The sequence below is a fragment of the Castellaniella daejeonensis genome, from assembly GCF_039523555.1.
Taxonomy (GTDB): domain Bacteria; phylum Pseudomonadota; class Gammaproteobacteria; order Burkholderiales; family Burkholderiaceae_B; genus Castellaniella; species Castellaniella daejeonensis.
The window spans coordinates 64,498-79,986 of record NZ_BAAAFN010000009.1 but is presented as its reverse complement, the minus strand read 5'-3'; the positions used below and the strand labels follow the sequence as shown (position 1 = coordinate 79,986).

Genomic DNA, 15,489 nt, shown 5'->3' with positions numbered 1-15,489 from the left:
ATCCGGATTCCGGATGCACAAAGGCCCGGCGAATGCCGGGCCTTTGTCTTGGTGCCGCGGCGCCGGATCGGCATTCAGTCCGATCACAGCGTTGGTTCGCCTCGCCGTGCAACAGCACTGTCTTCGGCTTCCCGCCTTGTGATCGGACTGAATGCCGATCCGGTCAGGCGCCGAAGGTCGTGAACACCAGGTGGTTCAGCACCATCATGGCGATCTGCGCCAGCACCAGAAGCACCAGGGGCGACAGGTCCAGCCCGCCCATGCGCGGCAGCAGCCGGCGGATGGGATCGAGCAGCGGCGCGGTCAGGGTGTAGAGCACCGGCATGATGGGCGACAGGGGGTTGATCCAGGACAGGATGGCCTGGATCAGCGTCACCCAGACGATCACGTTGAACAGCCACTTCAGGCCGACCAGCAAGCCGGACAGCAGCAGGGGGCCGATGGTCGAGGCGGAAGGCATCAGGCCGCCCATGGCGACCAGCCAGGTCAGCAGCAGGTACAGGACCGCCGTGATCCAGCAGGCCAGGATGCTGGGCCAGTCGAACCGGCCGCTGCCGGGCACGATGCGCCGGATCGGCTGCACCAGCCAGTCGGTGGCGCGCAGGATGGCCTGCGAGAACGGGTTGAATGGATGCAGGCGGATGGCGAACATCCAGGCCCGCAGGATCAGGCCGATGCCGAAGAGCTGGAAAACAATGTCGATCAGGAATTGCAGGATGTCTTGGGCCATGCGGTGCTCGTGAACTGCGGAAAAGAAGCGGTCATTGTCGCATCAAGCGCCCTCGTCTGGCGAATGCAAGACCGGCGAATGAACAGGCCCGGCGGATACCGCCGGGCCTGAGGTGTGGAAGGCCGTTCCCGCCCCGGGCGGGGCGGGTGCGATGCGCTCAGGGGCGCTTCGCGGTGGGGAACGGCCAGGAGCCTGCCGGGTTGACGTCCGTGCGGGCTTCGGGTGCCGGAGCGGCAGGCTTGCTCGGGGCAGGCTCGGGCTTGGCGGCTGCAGGCTTCGGCGCTTTTTTTGCAGGCGCCTTGGGCGCGGCCTTTGCGGGCGACTTCTTGGCGGTGGCTTTTTTCGCCGGCGCCTTTTTCGCGGCGGCGGTTTTCACCGTGGCTTTCTTGGCGGCCTTTTTCGCCGGTGCCGCCTTTTTCGCGGGCGCGGCTTTTTTGGCTGCTGCCTTCTTGGCCGGTGCCGCTTTTTTGGCGGGCGCCTTTTTCGCCGGTGCCGCCTTTTTGGCTACGGCCTTTTTGGCTACGGCCTTTTTAGCCGCGGCCTTTTTGGCGGGTGCTGCTTTTTTTGCCGGTGCCGCTTTCTTTGCGACCGCCGTCTTGGGCGCCGCTTTCTTGGCTGCAGTCTTCACGGCGGTTTTCTTGGCCGGTGCGGCTTTCTTGGCCGGTGCGGCTTTCTTCACGACCGCCTTTTTCGCGGGTGCTGCTTTCTTGGCAGCGGCCTTCACGGGCGCGGCTTTCTTGGCAGCGGCCTTCTTGGCGGGAGCGGCTTTCTTTGCGGGGGAGGTTTTCTTGGTGGCCGGGGCGGACTTCTTGGCGGCCGGTTTGGATGCGGACTTCGGGGCTGCGGTTTTCTTGGCCGGTGTGACAGAGGCCTTTTTGGCGGTTGCCATCGTCATGCTCCTTGGGATCGAAGAGAGTGTCCACCCATTTGATATGACCCCCGCCGGATGCGCGGCTCATCTCAAATGGCGCAGGCGTGCAATATCACGAATAATGCACGCCTTCAAGTCTAGCGTAAGCCATGTCGCGTTCCAAGCATTATTCCCGGTGCGGCGCGCAGCGGGATCGATATTCGATCGTGCCTGTCTCGAAAAAGACGCGTTCTTTTTACTGGCGACGTGCCTACCAGTGCAGGTAGAACATGGCTTTGGCGAGGAATACGATCAGGATGACGTGGCAGAAAACACTCAGGTGAATGATCTGAAAATGGCGGGACTTCAGTTTGCCGGTGCCGCTGAGTGTCATTGCGGTAATGAAATGCCCCAGCACGCTGAAGGCCAGGATGATCTTGATCCACAGCAGCGTGGCGAAGCTGCTGGCGAAGGGATGCGCGAGCGCTTCGCGGAATTGCCAGGCCATGCCCAGGCCTGCGCCGAACAGCACGATCATGGCAAAGGGCATGATGCGCCGCGCCCGGCGTCCGATCGCCAACTCGACGTTGCGCATGGCTTCGCGGCCGAGCGGCTTGCGGATGCCTTCGAGGATGAGGACTTCGAAGAACACCGTGCCGACGAACAGGATGGCGGCAAACAGGTGCAGCGTAACGAGTAGTGAGTGGCTCATGTCGGTAGAATGGTGACTTGCCCGCGGAACGCGTGCGCACCGGGAAATTGTAGGCCTGAAGTCCGGCACGCCGGCCTGCGCCCCTGCGCCGATCCCGGGTATCAAATGACATTTGTCATGGATGGGAATCAAGCAATGGATCGCATTCGTATTCATGCCTGGGCCGCGTGCGCGGCCGTTCTGGGCACTCTGGCCGCCTGCGCGCCGATCAAGCCTGCCCAGCCGCCGGCCGAACCGGCGACCGCACGACCTTCCTGCGTGGCGGCGGTGGCGGGGGATCCTCTGGTCGGCAACTGGCTGTCGGTCAGTTCGCAGAAAGGCGTTGCGGGCGCACTGCGCACGCTTTACACGCTGAATCCCGACGGAACCATGAGCTATGTCGAGCAGATCAAGCGTCCGCGCGCGCCATCGCAGGGGCTGTATGAATCCGGCTGCTGGTCGCGCGACGGGCAGACGCTGATCCTGCGCACGCTGGAATCGAACGGCTCGCCCGTCAACCTGGATGATCCGATCTACACCAACCGCTATCGCGTGGACCGGGCCAATGCGACGGAACTGCGCCTGCAGGGCCCGGACGGCGCCGTGAAGGCGCGGCGCATGTCGCCGGGCTACCGGCTGCCTTTCTAGGTCTCAGGGCCGGTCCAGGCGGCCCAGCACGGTTTCCCGGCCCAGTAGCGCCAGCACGGCGCCGATGGATGGTGTGTGCTTGTGGCCGGTGACCGCCACTCGCAGGGGGATCGCCAGCTTGGGCATCTTGGCCCCGTGGTCCTTCAGGATGGCCTTGATCAGGCCATCGAGTTCGGCCTCGGTCCAGTCCGGCAGGGCACCGGCCCGCTGGCGGAAGTCGTCCAGCAAGGTCTTCGCCGTGTCGTCCATGACTTCCGCGCGCAAGGCATCGTCGGCCGGCGTGTAGGGGCCGCAGAACAGCATGGCGCCTTCGGCCAGTTCTTCCAGTGTCTCGCAGCGGTCGCGCAGCAGCGACACGATGGCCGGCAGATCGGCCGATGCGGGATCGCCGCCCCGGCGAACGATGCGCGGCGCGACGCGGCCGGCCAGGTCGGCCAGGTCCAGCGTGCGCATCGCGTGGGCGTTGACCCAGTTCAGTTTCTTCGGATCCCACTGGGCTGCCGAGCGGCTGAGATTGCGCGGATCGAACCATTCCACGAATTGCTCGCGCGTGAAGAGCTCGTCGTTGCCGTGGCTCCAGCCCAGCCGCGCCAGGTAGTTGACCATGGCCTCGGGCAGGTAGCCCATGCGGTCGTATTCCATGACGCTGACGGCGCCGTGGCGCTTGGACAGTTTTTCGCCGTCCGGGCCCAGGATCATCGGCACGTGGCCGTAGCGGGGCAGTTCGCCACCCAGGGCGCGCAGGATGTTGATCTGGCGCGGCGTGTTGTTGACGTGGTCGTCGCCGCGGATGACGTGGGTGATGCGCATGTCCCAGTCGTCGACCACGACGCAGAAGTTGTAGGTGGGCGTGCCGTCGGGGCGGGCGATGACCAGGTCGTCGAGCTCGCCGTTGTCGAAGCTGATGGGGCCCTTGACCAGGTCGTCCCAGGCGGTGACGCCGTCCTGCGGACTGCGGAAGCGCACCACGGGCTTCACGCCGGCCGGGATCGGCGGCAGGGTCTTGCCGGGCTCGGGGCGCCAGGTGCCGTCGTAGCGCGGCTTGGCGCCGATGGCACGCGCACGCTCGCGCATGGCCTCGACTTCCTCGGGCGTGCTGTAGCAATAGTAGGCCGTGCCCTTTTCGAGCATGTCGGCGATCACCTCGCGGTAGCGGTCCATGCGCTGCATCTGGTAGAACGGCCCCTCGTCGGCCTTGAGATCCAGCCATTGCATGCCGTCCAGGATGGCCTGCACGGCTTCGGGCGTGGAGCGTTCCAGGTCCGTGTCCTCGATGCGCAGCACGAAGGTGCCGCCGTAGTGGCGGGCGAAGGCCCAGGAAAACAGGGCGGTGCGGGCGCCGCCCAGGTGCAGGTAGCCGGTGGGAGACGGGGCAAAGCGTGTGCGCACGGGGCGCGAGGAAGATGCGGTCATGGCGATGTATCGGATGGGGTTGGTGCAGTGCAACAAAATGCCGGGGAACCCCTGTAGAATCGGAAGGTCGATATGCTATTTTAAGGGACGACCCATTCGGGGGCGTCCGGAGCCTTTTCCATGCTGCGCCACCGCCTGGCGGCTTTGTTCGAGCCGCGTTCACTGCTGATCCTGAGTTCCCGCGAACTGCCCGTCGTGCGGACACCACCGGCCCTGCTCAAGGGACGGATCGCCGACGTGCGGATCGGGGACGACGGCCGTTGGCAGATGCCCGGCCGTCTTGATTTCCTGCAGGAAGACCAGCGCCTGGACATGGCGTTGCTGTGCCTGGACCCGGCCCATCTGCCGGCTGCCCTGGGGGCGCTCAAGCAGCACCGGCCGCGCGCCCTGGTGCTGTTGCCGCACCCGACGCCGGCCGACGATCCCATCGAAACCCGCGCCTACTGCCAGTCCTGGGGGCGGATGAACGGTTGCCTGGTGCTCGGTCCGGGCGCCCTGGGCGTCCAGCGCCCGCACCTGGGGCTGAATCTCGGACTCGATCCGAACGGGGCGCCCGTGGGCCGGGTTGCCCTGGTGGCCCAGTCCCGCATGGTGGCCGCCGCCGTACTGGACTGGGCGGGCGACATCCAGCTCGGCTTTTCCGCCGTGGTGTCGGCCGGCGACGCCGACGGCGTCACCGTGGCCGAGGTCCTGGAATACCTGTCGATGGATCCGCGCACGGACAGCATCGTGCTGTACCTCGAAGAGGCCGATTCCTCGCGGCGCTTCACCAGCGCGCTGATGGCGGCCGCGAGCGTCAAGCCGGTCATCCTGCTGAAGGCCGGCCGCTCGGACAAGGACCCGGCTGCCGATGCGGTGTTCGACGCGCTGGTGCGGCGCACCGGCGCGGTGCGGATCCGGTTCTTCGTGCAGCTCTTTTCGGCACTGAAGGTACTCGTCCATGCCAAGCGCCAGCGGGGGCGCCGCATCGCGCTGTTTTCCAATGGCTACGGCGCAGCCCACCTGGCGCTGGATGTGGTCGGCGGCAGCGGCCCGGTGTCTCGGGCCGAGCTGTCCATGCAGACGCGGCGCGACCTGGCCGCGATCCTCGAGCCGGGCGCGGCCCTGGGCAATCCCGTCATCAGCCATGCGCCGCTGGATCCGGCGCGGCTGCAGCAGGCCCTGGGCGTGCTGGCGGGCGACACCAATGTGGACGGCGTGCTGGTGCTGATCGCGCCCGATGCCCTGTCGGACATGGATGGCGCCGCCGAAGCCCTGGCCCGGTTTTCCGAGGCTTCCGCCAAGCCCATCATCTCCTGTTTCCTGGGCGATGCCTCGATGCGTTCCCAGCGCCATCGGCTGGATTCGGTCGGGCTGCCAGCCTTCCGCACGCCGGAATCGGCCGCCAATGCCTTCGGCATCATGGCGTCCTATCAGTACAACCAGACCATGGCGCAGCAGACGCTGCCGCCGGAAATGCTCAGCCGGCCCCCGCGGCTGGACGAGGCGCGGGCGCTGCTCAACGACGCCATCATGTCGGGCCGCTCCGAACTGGACCAGTCCAGCTGCCGCTGGCTGCTGGACTGCTTCCATGTGCCGATCCGGCTGGACGAACAGCCTGTGCCCGACGACGCCCGCGAACGTGTGCCCATGGCCATCCACGTGCGCCAGGACGCCCGTTTCGGTCCGTACATGCAGTTCGGCCCGGGCGGCGATGCCGCGCGGCTGGCATCCCCCCACCGGGAAATCGAGCTGCCGCCGTTGAACAACTACCTGGCGCGCCAGCTGATCCAGCGGGGCAAGTTCTGGTCGCGCGTGCTGGAGCGCGACCTCAGCCCGGCCGCCTTCGAGCAGTTGCGCGAAGCGCTGGAGCGGATCTCCGAGATCGTCAGCGAACTGCCCGGCATCCGCACGCTGTCGATCGATCCGATCTGGTGGGATGACACCAGCCTGTATGTCGGCGGCATCCGGGTCGGGCTGGATCCGAACTACGATGGCGAGCGCCCCGAGAACCGCGCCTATCGCCACATGGCGATCCATCCCTACCCGCGCCGCCTGGTCCAGCCGATGGTCCGGAACGACGGGCAGGAATGGCTGCTGCGGCCCATCCGTCCCGAGGACGCCGTGCTGCTGCAGGAATTCGTGCGAGACCTGTCCGACGAATCTCGCTACATGCGGTTCGTGTCGATGCTGCGCGAACTGACCCCGCGCATGCTGGCGCGCTACACCCGCATCGACTACGACCGGGAAGTCGCGCTGGTTGCCACCACGCAGGTGTCCAATCCGGAAAACCGCGGCCTGCTGCGCGAGCGCATCGTGGGTTTCGCGCACTACCTGCGCAACGCAGACGGCCAGGGCGCGGAATACGCCCTGGTGATTGCCGACGACTGGCAGCGGCGAGGCGTCGGCGCGGCGTTGATGCACAGCCTGCTCGACGTCGCGCGCCGCCAGGGCCTGGGTTACCTGGAAGGCATCGTGCTGGCGACCAACCGGCCCATGCTGGGCCTGATGACGTCCCTGGGCATGCGCAACGATCCCGACGAGTCGGATCCCGGCATGCGCCGGCTCTGGATGCCGCTGGACGCCTGAACGCCGTTGCGGCGCCTGAAGCGTCCGGTTCTGACGGACGTCTCAGGCGCCTGTCACCCGTGACAGGAATGCCCGGGTGTCGTCGAGTTCCTGCGGGTGCAGGCCATGCGGCATCGGATAGGTGTGCCATTCCACCTGCTGTCCCTGCGCGGTCATCGCATCGCGGCTGGTTTCGGCATAGGTGATGGGCACCACCATGTCCATCGTGCCGTGCGCCATGAAGACCGGCGTGTCCGCATTGGCGGGGTGGCGTTCCGCGGGCAGGGTGTTGCGCAGCGGCAGATAGCCCGACAGGCCGATCAGGCCGGCCAGGCGCTCCGGATGGCGCAGGCCGGTGTACAGGGCCATTGCGCAGCCTTGCGAGAAGCCCGCCAGCACGATGCGTTCGGCGGGAACGCCGCGCCGGTTCTCGCGTTCGATCAGCTCGGTGACTGCATGGCGGGCGGCCCGCAGGCCGTCGATGTCTTCGCGCGCGTCGCGGTCCAGGCCGTACAGGTCGTACCAGGCGCGCATCGGCAGGCCCTGGTTCAGCGTCACCGGCCGCACCGGCGCGTGTGGGAACACGAAGCGCAGCGCCGGCAGCCCCGGAGGGGAGAACTCCGGCACGATGGGCTCGAAGTCATGGCCATCGGCACCCAGGCCATGCAGCCAGATCACGCTGTGCGTGGGTTCGGGCCCTGTCGTGCGTTCGACGGTTTCCAGTTCCGGGGCCGTGGTCATCGTGCGGTCTCATCCTCGAAATTCAGGGTTTTCAGGGTCTGGAACAGGGCGCGGTAGTGCTTGCGCGCCGGTTCGCGGCCCTGGGGCAGGGCGGCGTTGTCGCGGGCTTCCTTGCGCGCGGAGCGGATCTGGGCGCGCAGGGCCTGGATGTCCAGGCCGGGAAAGCGTTCCAGCAACTGGGTCAGGGCGTCGTCGCTGTCGATCAGGCGGTCGCGCAGATCCTCGAGCCGGTGCATGGCGCGGGTTTCCTCGCGCGATCCGTTGGCCCATGCGTCGAGCTGGGCGCGCAGGGCCTGGGCGTCGGCCTGGCGCATCAGCTTGCCGACGTAGTGCACCTGGCGGCGGCGTCCTTCGTTGCTGTGGATGCGCTGCGCCAGGGCGATGGCCTCGCGCAGCGGCTCTTCCAGCGGCAGCTGGGCCAGCTTGGCGGGGGGCAGGGCGATCAGTTCGCGGCCCAGGTCCAACAGGGCGTGCATGTCGCGCTTGATCTGGGATTTGCTGGGCCGCCGGCTGTCGGAAAAGTCGTCCGGCGGGGCGGACAGGGGCGTGTCGTCCATGGGTTCGGGCATAAAATGGTCCGTGATTGTCTATGATAACCGTCTCGAATAACCGTCTCGACCCCAGCGGATTTTGCATGAACCAACGACCCGACGATTTCCTCGATGTCCCCGCCCAGCAGGCCCAGTTCCGCGAGCTGGTCGGCGATGCGCTGCGCCACGCGAAACAGGCCGGCGCCACGGATGCCGCCGTGGAAATCTCCGAAAGCAGGGGGCTGTCGGTTTCGGTCCGCCATCGGTCGATCGAAACCATCGAGCAGACCCGCGACCGGTCGATGGCCGTCACGGTCTTCGCCGGCCAGCGCCGGGGATCGGCCTCGACGTCCGATTTTTCGCCCGATGCCCTGCGGCGCACCGTGGACGCGGCCTGGCACATTGCCCGCTACACGGCCGAAGACCCGGCCGCCGGCCTGCCCGAGCCCGAGCTCTTCGCCCTGCATTATCCGGATCTGGACCTGCATCACCCCTGGTCCATTGATGCCCAGGGGGCGGCCCGCCTGGCGATCCAGGCGGAACGCGCCGCACTGGCGACCAGCCGGCAGATCACCAATTCCGAGGGCGCTTCCCTGGACACCATGGAAGGCCACTTCGTCCTGGGCAATTCGCGCGGCTTCCTCGGGGGCTATCCCTATTCGCGCCACAGCCTCTCGGTGGCGCCCATCGCCGGCAGCGGCGATGGCATGCAGCGGGACTACTGGTACACATCCGCGCGCCGGTCCGGCGATCTGGCCGCCCCGGCCGAGGTCGGCCGCTACGCGGCGGAACGCGCCCTGTCGCGCCTGGGTGCGCGCCCGGTCAAGACCGGTCAGTACCCGGTGCTGTTCGAGGCACCCCTGGCCGTCGGCCTGCTGGGCGCGCTGGTCCAGGCCGCCAGCGGCGGCGCGCTCTACCGCAAGGCCAGCTTCCTGCTGGATGCCTTGGGCAAGCCCGTCCTGGCCGATCACCTGGACGTGGTCGAGAATCCCTACATTCCCGGTGCCCTGGGCAGCTCGCCGTTCGATGCCGAAGGCATCCGCCCGCAGGCCCGCCGGGTAGTGGACCAAGGCGTGCTGACGGGCTATTTCCTGTCCACCTACACGGCGCGCAAGCTGGGCCTGTCGACCACCGGCAACGCGGGCGGCTCGCACAACCTCAGCCTGCGCTCGCGCCTGACCCGGCCCGACGACGACCTGCCCGCGATGCTGCGCCGGATGGGCACTGGCCTGCTGGTCACCGAGCTCATCGGTCAGGGGGTCAATTACGTCACCGGCGATTATTCGCGCGGGGCCTTCGGCTACTGGGTGCAGGATGGCGTCATCAGCCACCCCGTCCAGGAAATCACCATCGCCGGCAACCTGGCCGAGATGTTCCGCCAGATCGTCGCCGTGGGTGCCGATGTCCATGCGCGGGGCGCCAAATCCACCGGCTCGGTGCTGATCGAGCGCATGTCCGTCGCCGGGCTTTAGACCACGCGGTTTTCCGTGCGGTGCCGCGTGCAGCGCGGGGGCGCGCAGTGTAATATCCAGGGGCTGGGTAGCACTCGATACCAAATATTCCAACAGACAGGAGATCCTTCATCATGCAGCGTCGCGCATTTCTGAAAAAGGCGGGTCTGGGCGCGGTGGCAGGCACGGCGGCAGTGGCCGCCCCGGCCATCGCCCAGTCGGCCCCCCAGATCAACTGGAAGATGACCTCGACCTACGGACCGTCGCTGCCGCCGCTCTTCTCGACGGCCCAGATGTTCTGCGACATGGTCAAGGAAATCACCGACGGGAACTTCAACATCCGGCTGTACCCGGCCGGCGAGCTGGTGCCGGGCTATGGCGTGATGGATGCCGTCGGCAACCGCACCGTGGAATGCGGCCAGACCGCGTCCTACTACTACTATGGCAAGGACCCCTCCTTCTGCTTCGACACGGCGGTGCCCTTCGGGCTGAACGTGCGCCAGATGAACGCCTGGATGTACGAAGGCGACGGCCTGAAGCTGATGCGCGAACTCTTCGCGCCGCGCGGCATCGTCAACTTCCCCCTGGGCAATACCGGCACCCAGATGGGAGGCTGGTACCGCAAGGAAATCAAGTCGGTCGAAGACCTGAAGGGCCTGAAGATGCGCACGGCCGGCTTTGCGGGCGAAGTCCTTTCTCGCCTGGGCGTGATTCCCCAGCAGATTCCCCCCGGCGATATCTACCCGTCCCTGGAAAAGGGAGCGCTGGATGCCGTGGAATTCGTCGGCCCCGTGGATGACGAAAAGCTGGGCTTCCAGAAGGTCGCCAAATACTATTACTACCCGGGCTGGTGGGAAGGCTCGGCCCAGGTGTCGCTGTACGTCAACGACAAGGCCTATGCCGAACTGCCCAAGGCCTACCAGCGTGTCATCGACGTCGCCTCGCGCGCCGCGGGCGCGAAGATGGTCCAGGACTACGACGCCCACAACCCCGAAGCCCTGCGCCGTCTGATCGCTGGGGGCGCCGTGCTCAAGAGCTTCCCGCGCGAAGTCATGGACGCGTCGTTCGAGGCCTCCAACCAGGTCTACAAGGAATTCTGCGACAAGGATCCCGGATTCAAGAAGATCTTCGACAACTACATGGCCTTCCGCGACAACATCGTGCCCTGGTTCCGTGTGGCCGAAGGTTCCTACGACAACTACCTGGGCGCGGCCCTGGCCCGGAAGAAGTAATCCTCTCCGGCTGCCCGGAAAAGGGGGGGGCTCCGCTGGGAGCGCCCCCTTTTTTCATCTTCGCGAAGCTGCGGGTGCCGGCGTCTCATCCAGCCGGCCCGCCCCTGGGCCTGGCGATCCGGATCCCGGCGGGTTTGTATGCACTGCCCGGTCCGTGTACAATGGTAGGATTTTCGTTTTGGTTCATCACCGTACGGGCTACGGATCCGGTCTTTTCCGGGCTCTTCATAAAGCCTTGGCGGGTCAAGCGAAAATCCTTTCATTCATTTCATCAGGAACACCATCATGAAGACCTTTGTGGCCAAGCCGCATGAAGTCAAGCGTGACTGGTTTGTGATCGACGCCAAGGGCAAGGTCCTGGGCCGTGTGGCCAGCGAAGTCGCACGCCGCCTGCGTGGCAAGCACAAACCGGAATTCACGCCGCACGTGGATACGGGCGATTACATCGTCGTCATCAATGCCGCCGATATCGTCGTCACGGGCGCCAAGGCGCAAGACAAGCGCTACTACCGTCACTCCACCTATCCGGGCGGGATCACGGAAACCAACTTCCAGAAGATGCAGCAGCGCTTCCCCGGCCGTGCCCTGCAGAAGGCAGTCAAGGGCATGCTGCCCAAGGGTCCTCTGGGCTACGCCATGGCAAAGAAGCTGAAGGTCTATGCCGGTGCCGAGCACCCGCACACCGCGCAGCAGCCGCAACCCCTGGACTTCTGAGGATAGGCCATCATGATCGGTAACTGGAATTACGGCACTGGCCGCCGCAAGACGTCTGTGGCGCGGGTGTTCCTGAAAAAAGGCACGGGCAAGATCATCGTCAACGGTCGCCCCGTCGATGAATACTTCGCGCGCGAAACCGGCCGCATGGTCGTGCGTCAGCCGCTCGAAGTCACCAACCACCTGGAATCGTTCGACTTCCACGTCAACGTCCATGGCGGTGGCGAATCCGGACAGGCCGGTGCCGTGCGTCACGGCATCACGCGTGCCCTGATCGACTACGACGAAACCCTGAAGTCGCCGCTGAAGCAGGCGGGTCTGGTCACCCGCGACGCCCGCGAAGTCGAGCGCAAGAAGGTCGGCTTCCACAAGGCTCGTCGGCGCAAGCAGTTCAGCAAGCGCTGATCCGGCATCCGGGCGGCTTGCCGCTCGGCATGCAGTGCAGGAAACCCTGGCCTCGGGCCGGGGTTTTTTGCTTGGCGCGCCGGCATGCCGGGCCCCGGACCGCTATCGGGGCCGCAGCGTGCGTGCGCGTGCCATAATTCAGGGAAATCCCCCAGTCCGCCTTGCGGCCGGCGGATCATTTTCCGGATAGTCAACAGGATTCCATCGCATGACCACGAATTCCGCATCGCGCATCAAGGCCGGCATCGTCGGCGGGACCGGCTACACGGGCGTGGAACTGCTGCGCTTGCTGTCGCAGCATCCCGGCGTCCAGCTGCATGCCATCACGTCCCGCAAGGAATCGGGGATGCCGGTGGCCGACATGTTCCCCAATCTGCGGGGGCACGTGGACTTGCGCTTCCAGACGCCCGAAGAAGCCGCGCTGGACCAGTGCGACGTGGTGTTCTTCGCCACGCCGCATGGCGTGGCCATGGAACAGGCGCACGGCCTGCTGGAACACGGCGTGCGGGTGATCGACCTAGCGGCCGATTTCCGCCTGCAGGACGTCGATACCTTCCAGCAGTGGTACAAGATGCCTCACAGCAGCCCCGACGTGCTCAAGGAAGCCGTCTACGGCCTGCCCGAACTGGACCGCGACCGCATCCGCCAGGCGCGTGTCGTGGGCAATCCCGGCTGCTATCCGACCACGGTCCTGCTCGGGCTGGCCCCGGTGCTGCAGGCCGGCCGGCCCCTGGTCGACACCACGCACGTCATCGCCGACTCCAAGTCCGGCGTGTCGGGGGCGGGGCGCAAGACGCAGGTCGGCTCCCTGTTTTCCGAGGCCGCCGACAACTTCGCGGCCTACGGGGTGGCCGGACACCGCCATCATCCCGAAATTTCCGAGTGCCTCGCCCGTATCGCGGGCGCGCCGGTGGGCCTGACTTTCGTGCCGCACCTGGTGCCCATGATCCGCGGCATGTTCTCCACCCTGTACCTGCGCATCCTGCCGGAAGCCCTGGACACCGATTTCCAGGCACTGTACGAGCAGCGCTACGCCGGCGAGCCCTTCGTGGACGTCATGCCGGCGGGCAGCCTGCCGCAGACGCGCTCGGTGCGTGCCTCGAACATGCTGCGCATCGCCGTGCACCGGCCTGCCGGCGGCGACACGCTGGTTGTCCTGGTGGTCCAGGACAACCTCGTCAAGGGCGCTGCAGGCCAGGCCGTGCAGAACATGAACCTGATGTTCGGCCTGCCGGAAACCACCGGCCTGCAGCACGTGGCGGTGCTGCCCTGACCTTCCCGGAGATGCCCGCATGACGCAATCCTCTGCGGCGCGCGGCGGCTTCAGCTTCTGGCTGGTGCGCGTCCTTTCCCGGCTCATGCTGCTGGCGGTGGTGTTCGTCATTGGCGCGCTGGCCATGCATTTCGGCATGCATTCCGGGGATCGCGAGGCGCTCGTAGCCCTGCGGTCCCAGGTCGAATCCCTGCAGGCCGATCTGGTCGGGGCGCAGACCGATCTGGCGGCCCTGCGCAGCCAGGCCGAGGTCCAGGCAGGCACCCAGCGCGTGCTCCAGGACAAGAACGCCGAACTGCAGCAGGAGCTGGGCCGCACCCGCAACCAGCTGGCCTTCTACGAGCAGTTGATTCCCCCGGGTCCGGCGGGCGCCGTGGCGGTGCGGGCCTTCGATATCCAGGCCGATGGCGAATTCCTGCGCTATCGGGTGCTGCTGACGCGCAACGCCGCGCCCCAGGCCGAGCCCTTCAAAGGCCGCATGCGATTCGTGGCCAATGGCCGTTCGCAGGGCAAAGCCGTTAAAATCGAATTGAGCCCGCCGGTGGCCCCTGCCGCCGGCGAGACCACAGCATCCGCCCCGGGGGCGGATCCGCTGGCCCTGGTCTTCGACCAGTTCCAGCGCAGCACGGGCGTCCTGCAGCGTGTGCCGGATCTCGCCATCCAGTCGGTCCGCCTCGAAATCCTCGAAGGCGACACGGTCCGGGCTTCCCAGGATGCCGACTTGAATCGCGCGCCACCCGAACGCGCAGGAGTTTTGCCTTGAGCACCATCGAACACGCGGATCTCGACGTTCCGCCCAGCCCTCTGATCTTCACCGACGCCGCCGCCGCCAAGGTCCGCGAACTGCTGATCGAGGAAAACAACCCCGGTCTGAAGCTGCGGGTCTTCGTCCAGGGTGGCGGCTGCTCGGGATTCCAGTACGGCTTCACCTTCGACGAGGATGTCGCCGAAGACGACACCACCATCGAGCGCAACGGCGTCCAGCTGCTGGTGGACCCCATGAGCTTCCAGTACCTGGTCGGTTCCGAAATCGACTACAAGGACGACCTGGAAGGCTCGCAGTTCGTCATCCGCAATCCCAACGCCAACACCACCTGCGGCTGCGGTTCCTCGTTCTCGCCCTGACCCGGCCCGCCGCGGCGGCTTTTCAGGCGGGATACAGGCAGCCTGCGATGGTTGCGTGCCGCGCCCCCGTGACGGCCGGCAGGCAGGCGGGGCGCCCCTGGATGTGCGCTTGCGCCAGCCAGGCGAACGCCAGCGCCTCGACGTCCTGGGCAGGCACGCCATAGGCGTCCGTGGTCGTCAGGCGGCAGGGCAGGGCCCGCGACAGGGCGGCCATGAAAACCGGGTTCCGGGCGCCACCGCCGCAAGCCAGGATTTCCCGCGTGTCCGGCGCATGGCGGCGCACGGCGCCGGCGATCGAATCCACCGACAGGCGCAGCAGGGTGGCCTGGATGTCGGCCGGCTGCGGCCGGTCGCCGTCGGGCATCCGACTGATCCGGTCATCCAGCCATTCCAGGCTGAACAGATCGCGCCCGGTCGATTTCGGCGGCGCGAGTTCCAGCCAGGGTTCGGCCAGCAGGCTGGCCAGCAGGCCATCGTGGCAGCGGCCCTGCGCGGCCCAGGCGCCATCCTGGTCGTAAGGCCGGCCCTGGTGGCGCCGGATCCAGGCGTCCATCAGCATGTTGGCCGGCCCGGTATCGAAGCCGCGCACCGGCTCGGCCAGTACGGTCAGATTGGCGATGCCGCCCAGGTTCAGGACGGCGCGGCCTTCACCCTGGCCGAAGCGCGCGGCATGGAAGGCCGGCACCAGCGGGGCGCCTTGGCCGCCGGCCGCCACGTCGCGGCTGCGGAAATCCGCAACGACCGCGATGCCGGCCCGTTCCGCCAGCCGCGCCGGCGCGTTGATCTGAATGGTATAGCCGGACTCGGGCGCATGGCGCACTGTCTGCCCGTGGGCACCGATCGCGCGGATGCGGCCGGCGCGCAGGCCGGCTTGCGCCAGCAGGTCGCGCACGACGTCTTCATAGCAATCGGCCAGGGCATTGGCGGCCCGCGCCGCCCGAGCCAGTTCGTCGGGGCCGGGGGCGTTCAGGGCCAGGAGTTCCTGGCGCAGGGTGTCCGGCAAGGGGCGGCCGGCACTGGCCAGCACCCGGATGGCGTCGCCGGTCAGGTCCGCCAGCACGCCGTCCACGCCGTCGGTGCTGGTGCCCGACATCAGGCCGATATAGATCTCGGCCGGCCGGTCGGGAGCCATGGGGCGG

At 66.9% G+C, this 15,489-nt stretch carries 16 protein-coding genes; 9 read left to right on the top strand and 7 right to left on the bottom strand.

The features are described from left to right. Positions 1-163 precede the first annotated feature (163 nt). The 3 genes from ABD022_RS06240 to ABD022_RS06230 form a co-directional block, all read right to left on the bottom strand. A complete protein-coding gene (locus ABD022_RS06240) occupies positions 164-730 on the bottom strand; it encodes a YggT family protein (RefSeq protein ID WP_325126723.1) in 567 nt (188 codons plus the stop codon). Positions 731-887: 157 nt separating this feature from the next. Then, on the bottom strand, positions 888-1,619 hold the full coding sequence (locus ABD022_RS06235) for a histone H1-like DNA-binding protein (RefSeq protein WP_343820488.1): 732 nt from the start codon (positions 1,617-1,619) through the stop codon (positions 888-890). A 232-nt stretch (positions 1,620-1,851) separates the two neighbouring features. Next, entirely contained in the window at positions 1,852-2,292 is a 441-nt protein-coding gene (locus ABD022_RS06230; protein WP_325126727.1) for a CopD family copper resistance protein, read from the bottom strand. Between the two features lie 135 nt (positions 2,293-2,427). Between ABD022_RS06230 and ABD022_RS06225 the strand changes: the two genes are divergently transcribed. Further along, positions 2,428-2,919, top strand: a complete 492-nt coding sequence (locus ABD022_RS06225) for a hypothetical protein (protein ID WP_325126729.1) — start codon at positions 2,428-2,430, stop codon at positions 2,917-2,919. Positions 2,920-2,922: 3 nt separating this feature from the next. On the opposite strand, the gene gltX is transcribed toward ABD022_RS06225, so the two are convergent. Next, complete coding sequence (gene gltX, locus ABD022_RS06220; protein WP_325126731.1) at positions 2,923-4,332, bottom strand: glutamate--tRNA ligase; 1,410 nt, start codon at positions 4,330-4,332, stop codon at positions 2,923-2,925. Positions 4,333-4,452: 120 nt separating this feature from the next. Between gltX and ABD022_RS06215 the strand changes: the two genes are divergently transcribed. Continuing rightward, positions 4,453-6,900, top strand: a complete 2,448-nt coding sequence (locus ABD022_RS06215) for a bifunctional acetate--CoA ligase family protein/GNAT family N-acetyltransferase (RefSeq protein ID WP_325126733.1) — start codon at positions 4,453-4,455, stop codon at positions 6,898-6,900. Between the two features lie 42 nt (positions 6,901-6,942). Here ABD022_RS06215 and ABD022_RS06210 read toward each other — a convergent pair whose 3' ends face one another. Next, a complete protein-coding gene (locus tag ABD022_RS06210) occupies positions 6,943-7,620 on the bottom strand; it encodes an alpha/beta hydrolase (protein ID WP_343820486.1) in 678 nt (225 codons plus the stop codon). Beyond that, the gene (gene yjgA / locus ABD022_RS06205; protein WP_325126822.1) at positions 7,617-8,177 is read right to left on the bottom strand and encodes a ribosome biogenesis factor YjgA; all 561 of its coding nucleotides are present in this window, start codon (positions 8,175-8,177) and stop codon (positions 7,617-7,619) included. Before yjgA ends, ABD022_RS06210 begins: the two co-directional genes overlap by 4 nt. 77 nt (positions 8,178-8,254) lie before the next feature. Here yjgA and pmbA point away from each other — a divergent pair, with 77 nt between their 5' ends. The 7 genes from pmbA to erpA all read left to right on the top strand — a co-directional run bounded on the left by pmbA (position 8,255) and on the right by erpA (position 14,350). Then, entirely contained in the window at positions 8,255-9,622 is a 1,368-nt protein-coding gene (gene pmbA, locus ABD022_RS06200) for a metalloprotease PmbA (RefSeq protein WP_343820485.1), read from the top strand. A gap of 113 nt (positions 9,623-9,735) precedes the next feature. After that, positions 9,736-10,833, top strand: a complete 1,098-nt coding sequence (locus ABD022_RS06195) for a TRAP transporter substrate-binding protein (RefSeq protein ID WP_325126741.1) — start codon at positions 9,736-9,738, stop codon at positions 10,831-10,833. A 285-nt stretch (positions 10,834-11,118) separates the two neighbouring features. Further along, the gene (gene rplM / locus ABD022_RS06190; RefSeq protein ID WP_043685031.1) at positions 11,119-11,547 is read left to right on the top strand and encodes a 50S ribosomal protein L13; all 429 of its coding nucleotides are present in this window, start codon (positions 11,119-11,121) and stop codon (positions 11,545-11,547) included. A 12-nt stretch (positions 11,548-11,559) separates the two neighbouring features. Beyond that, positions 11,560-11,952 carry a 30S ribosomal protein S9 gene (gene rpsI, locus ABD022_RS06185; protein WP_325126745.1) on the top strand — a complete coding sequence of 131 codons (393 nt, stop codon included), beginning with the start codon at positions 11,560-11,562 and terminating at the stop codon, positions 11,950-11,952. A 208-nt stretch (positions 11,953-12,160) separates the two neighbouring features. Next, positions 12,161-13,225, top strand: coding sequence for an N-acetyl-gamma-glutamyl-phosphate reductase (gene argC, locus ABD022_RS06180; RefSeq protein ID WP_325126747.1), 1,065 nt, complete (start codon positions 12,161-12,163; stop codon positions 13,223-13,225). A gap of 19 nt (positions 13,226-13,244) precedes the next feature. Continuing rightward, a complete protein-coding gene (locus ABD022_RS06175) occupies positions 13,245-13,988 on the top strand; it encodes a DUF6776 family protein (protein ID WP_325126748.1) in 744 nt (247 codons plus the stop codon). After that, positions 13,985-14,350, top strand: coding sequence for an iron-sulfur cluster insertion protein ErpA (gene erpA, locus ABD022_RS06170; RefSeq protein WP_325126749.1), 366 nt, complete (start codon positions 13,985-13,987; stop codon positions 14,348-14,350). The genes ABD022_RS06175 and erpA overlap by 4 nt, the downstream gene beginning before the upstream one ends. Before the next feature lie 22 nt (positions 14,351-14,372). On the opposite strand, the gene ABD022_RS06165 is transcribed toward erpA, so the two are convergent. Further along, on the bottom strand, positions 14,373-15,482 hold the full coding sequence (locus ABD022_RS06165) for an anhydro-N-acetylmuramic acid kinase (RefSeq protein WP_343820482.1): 1,110 nt from the start codon (positions 15,480-15,482) through the stop codon (positions 14,373-14,375). Positions 15,483-15,489: the final 7 nt, after the last annotated feature.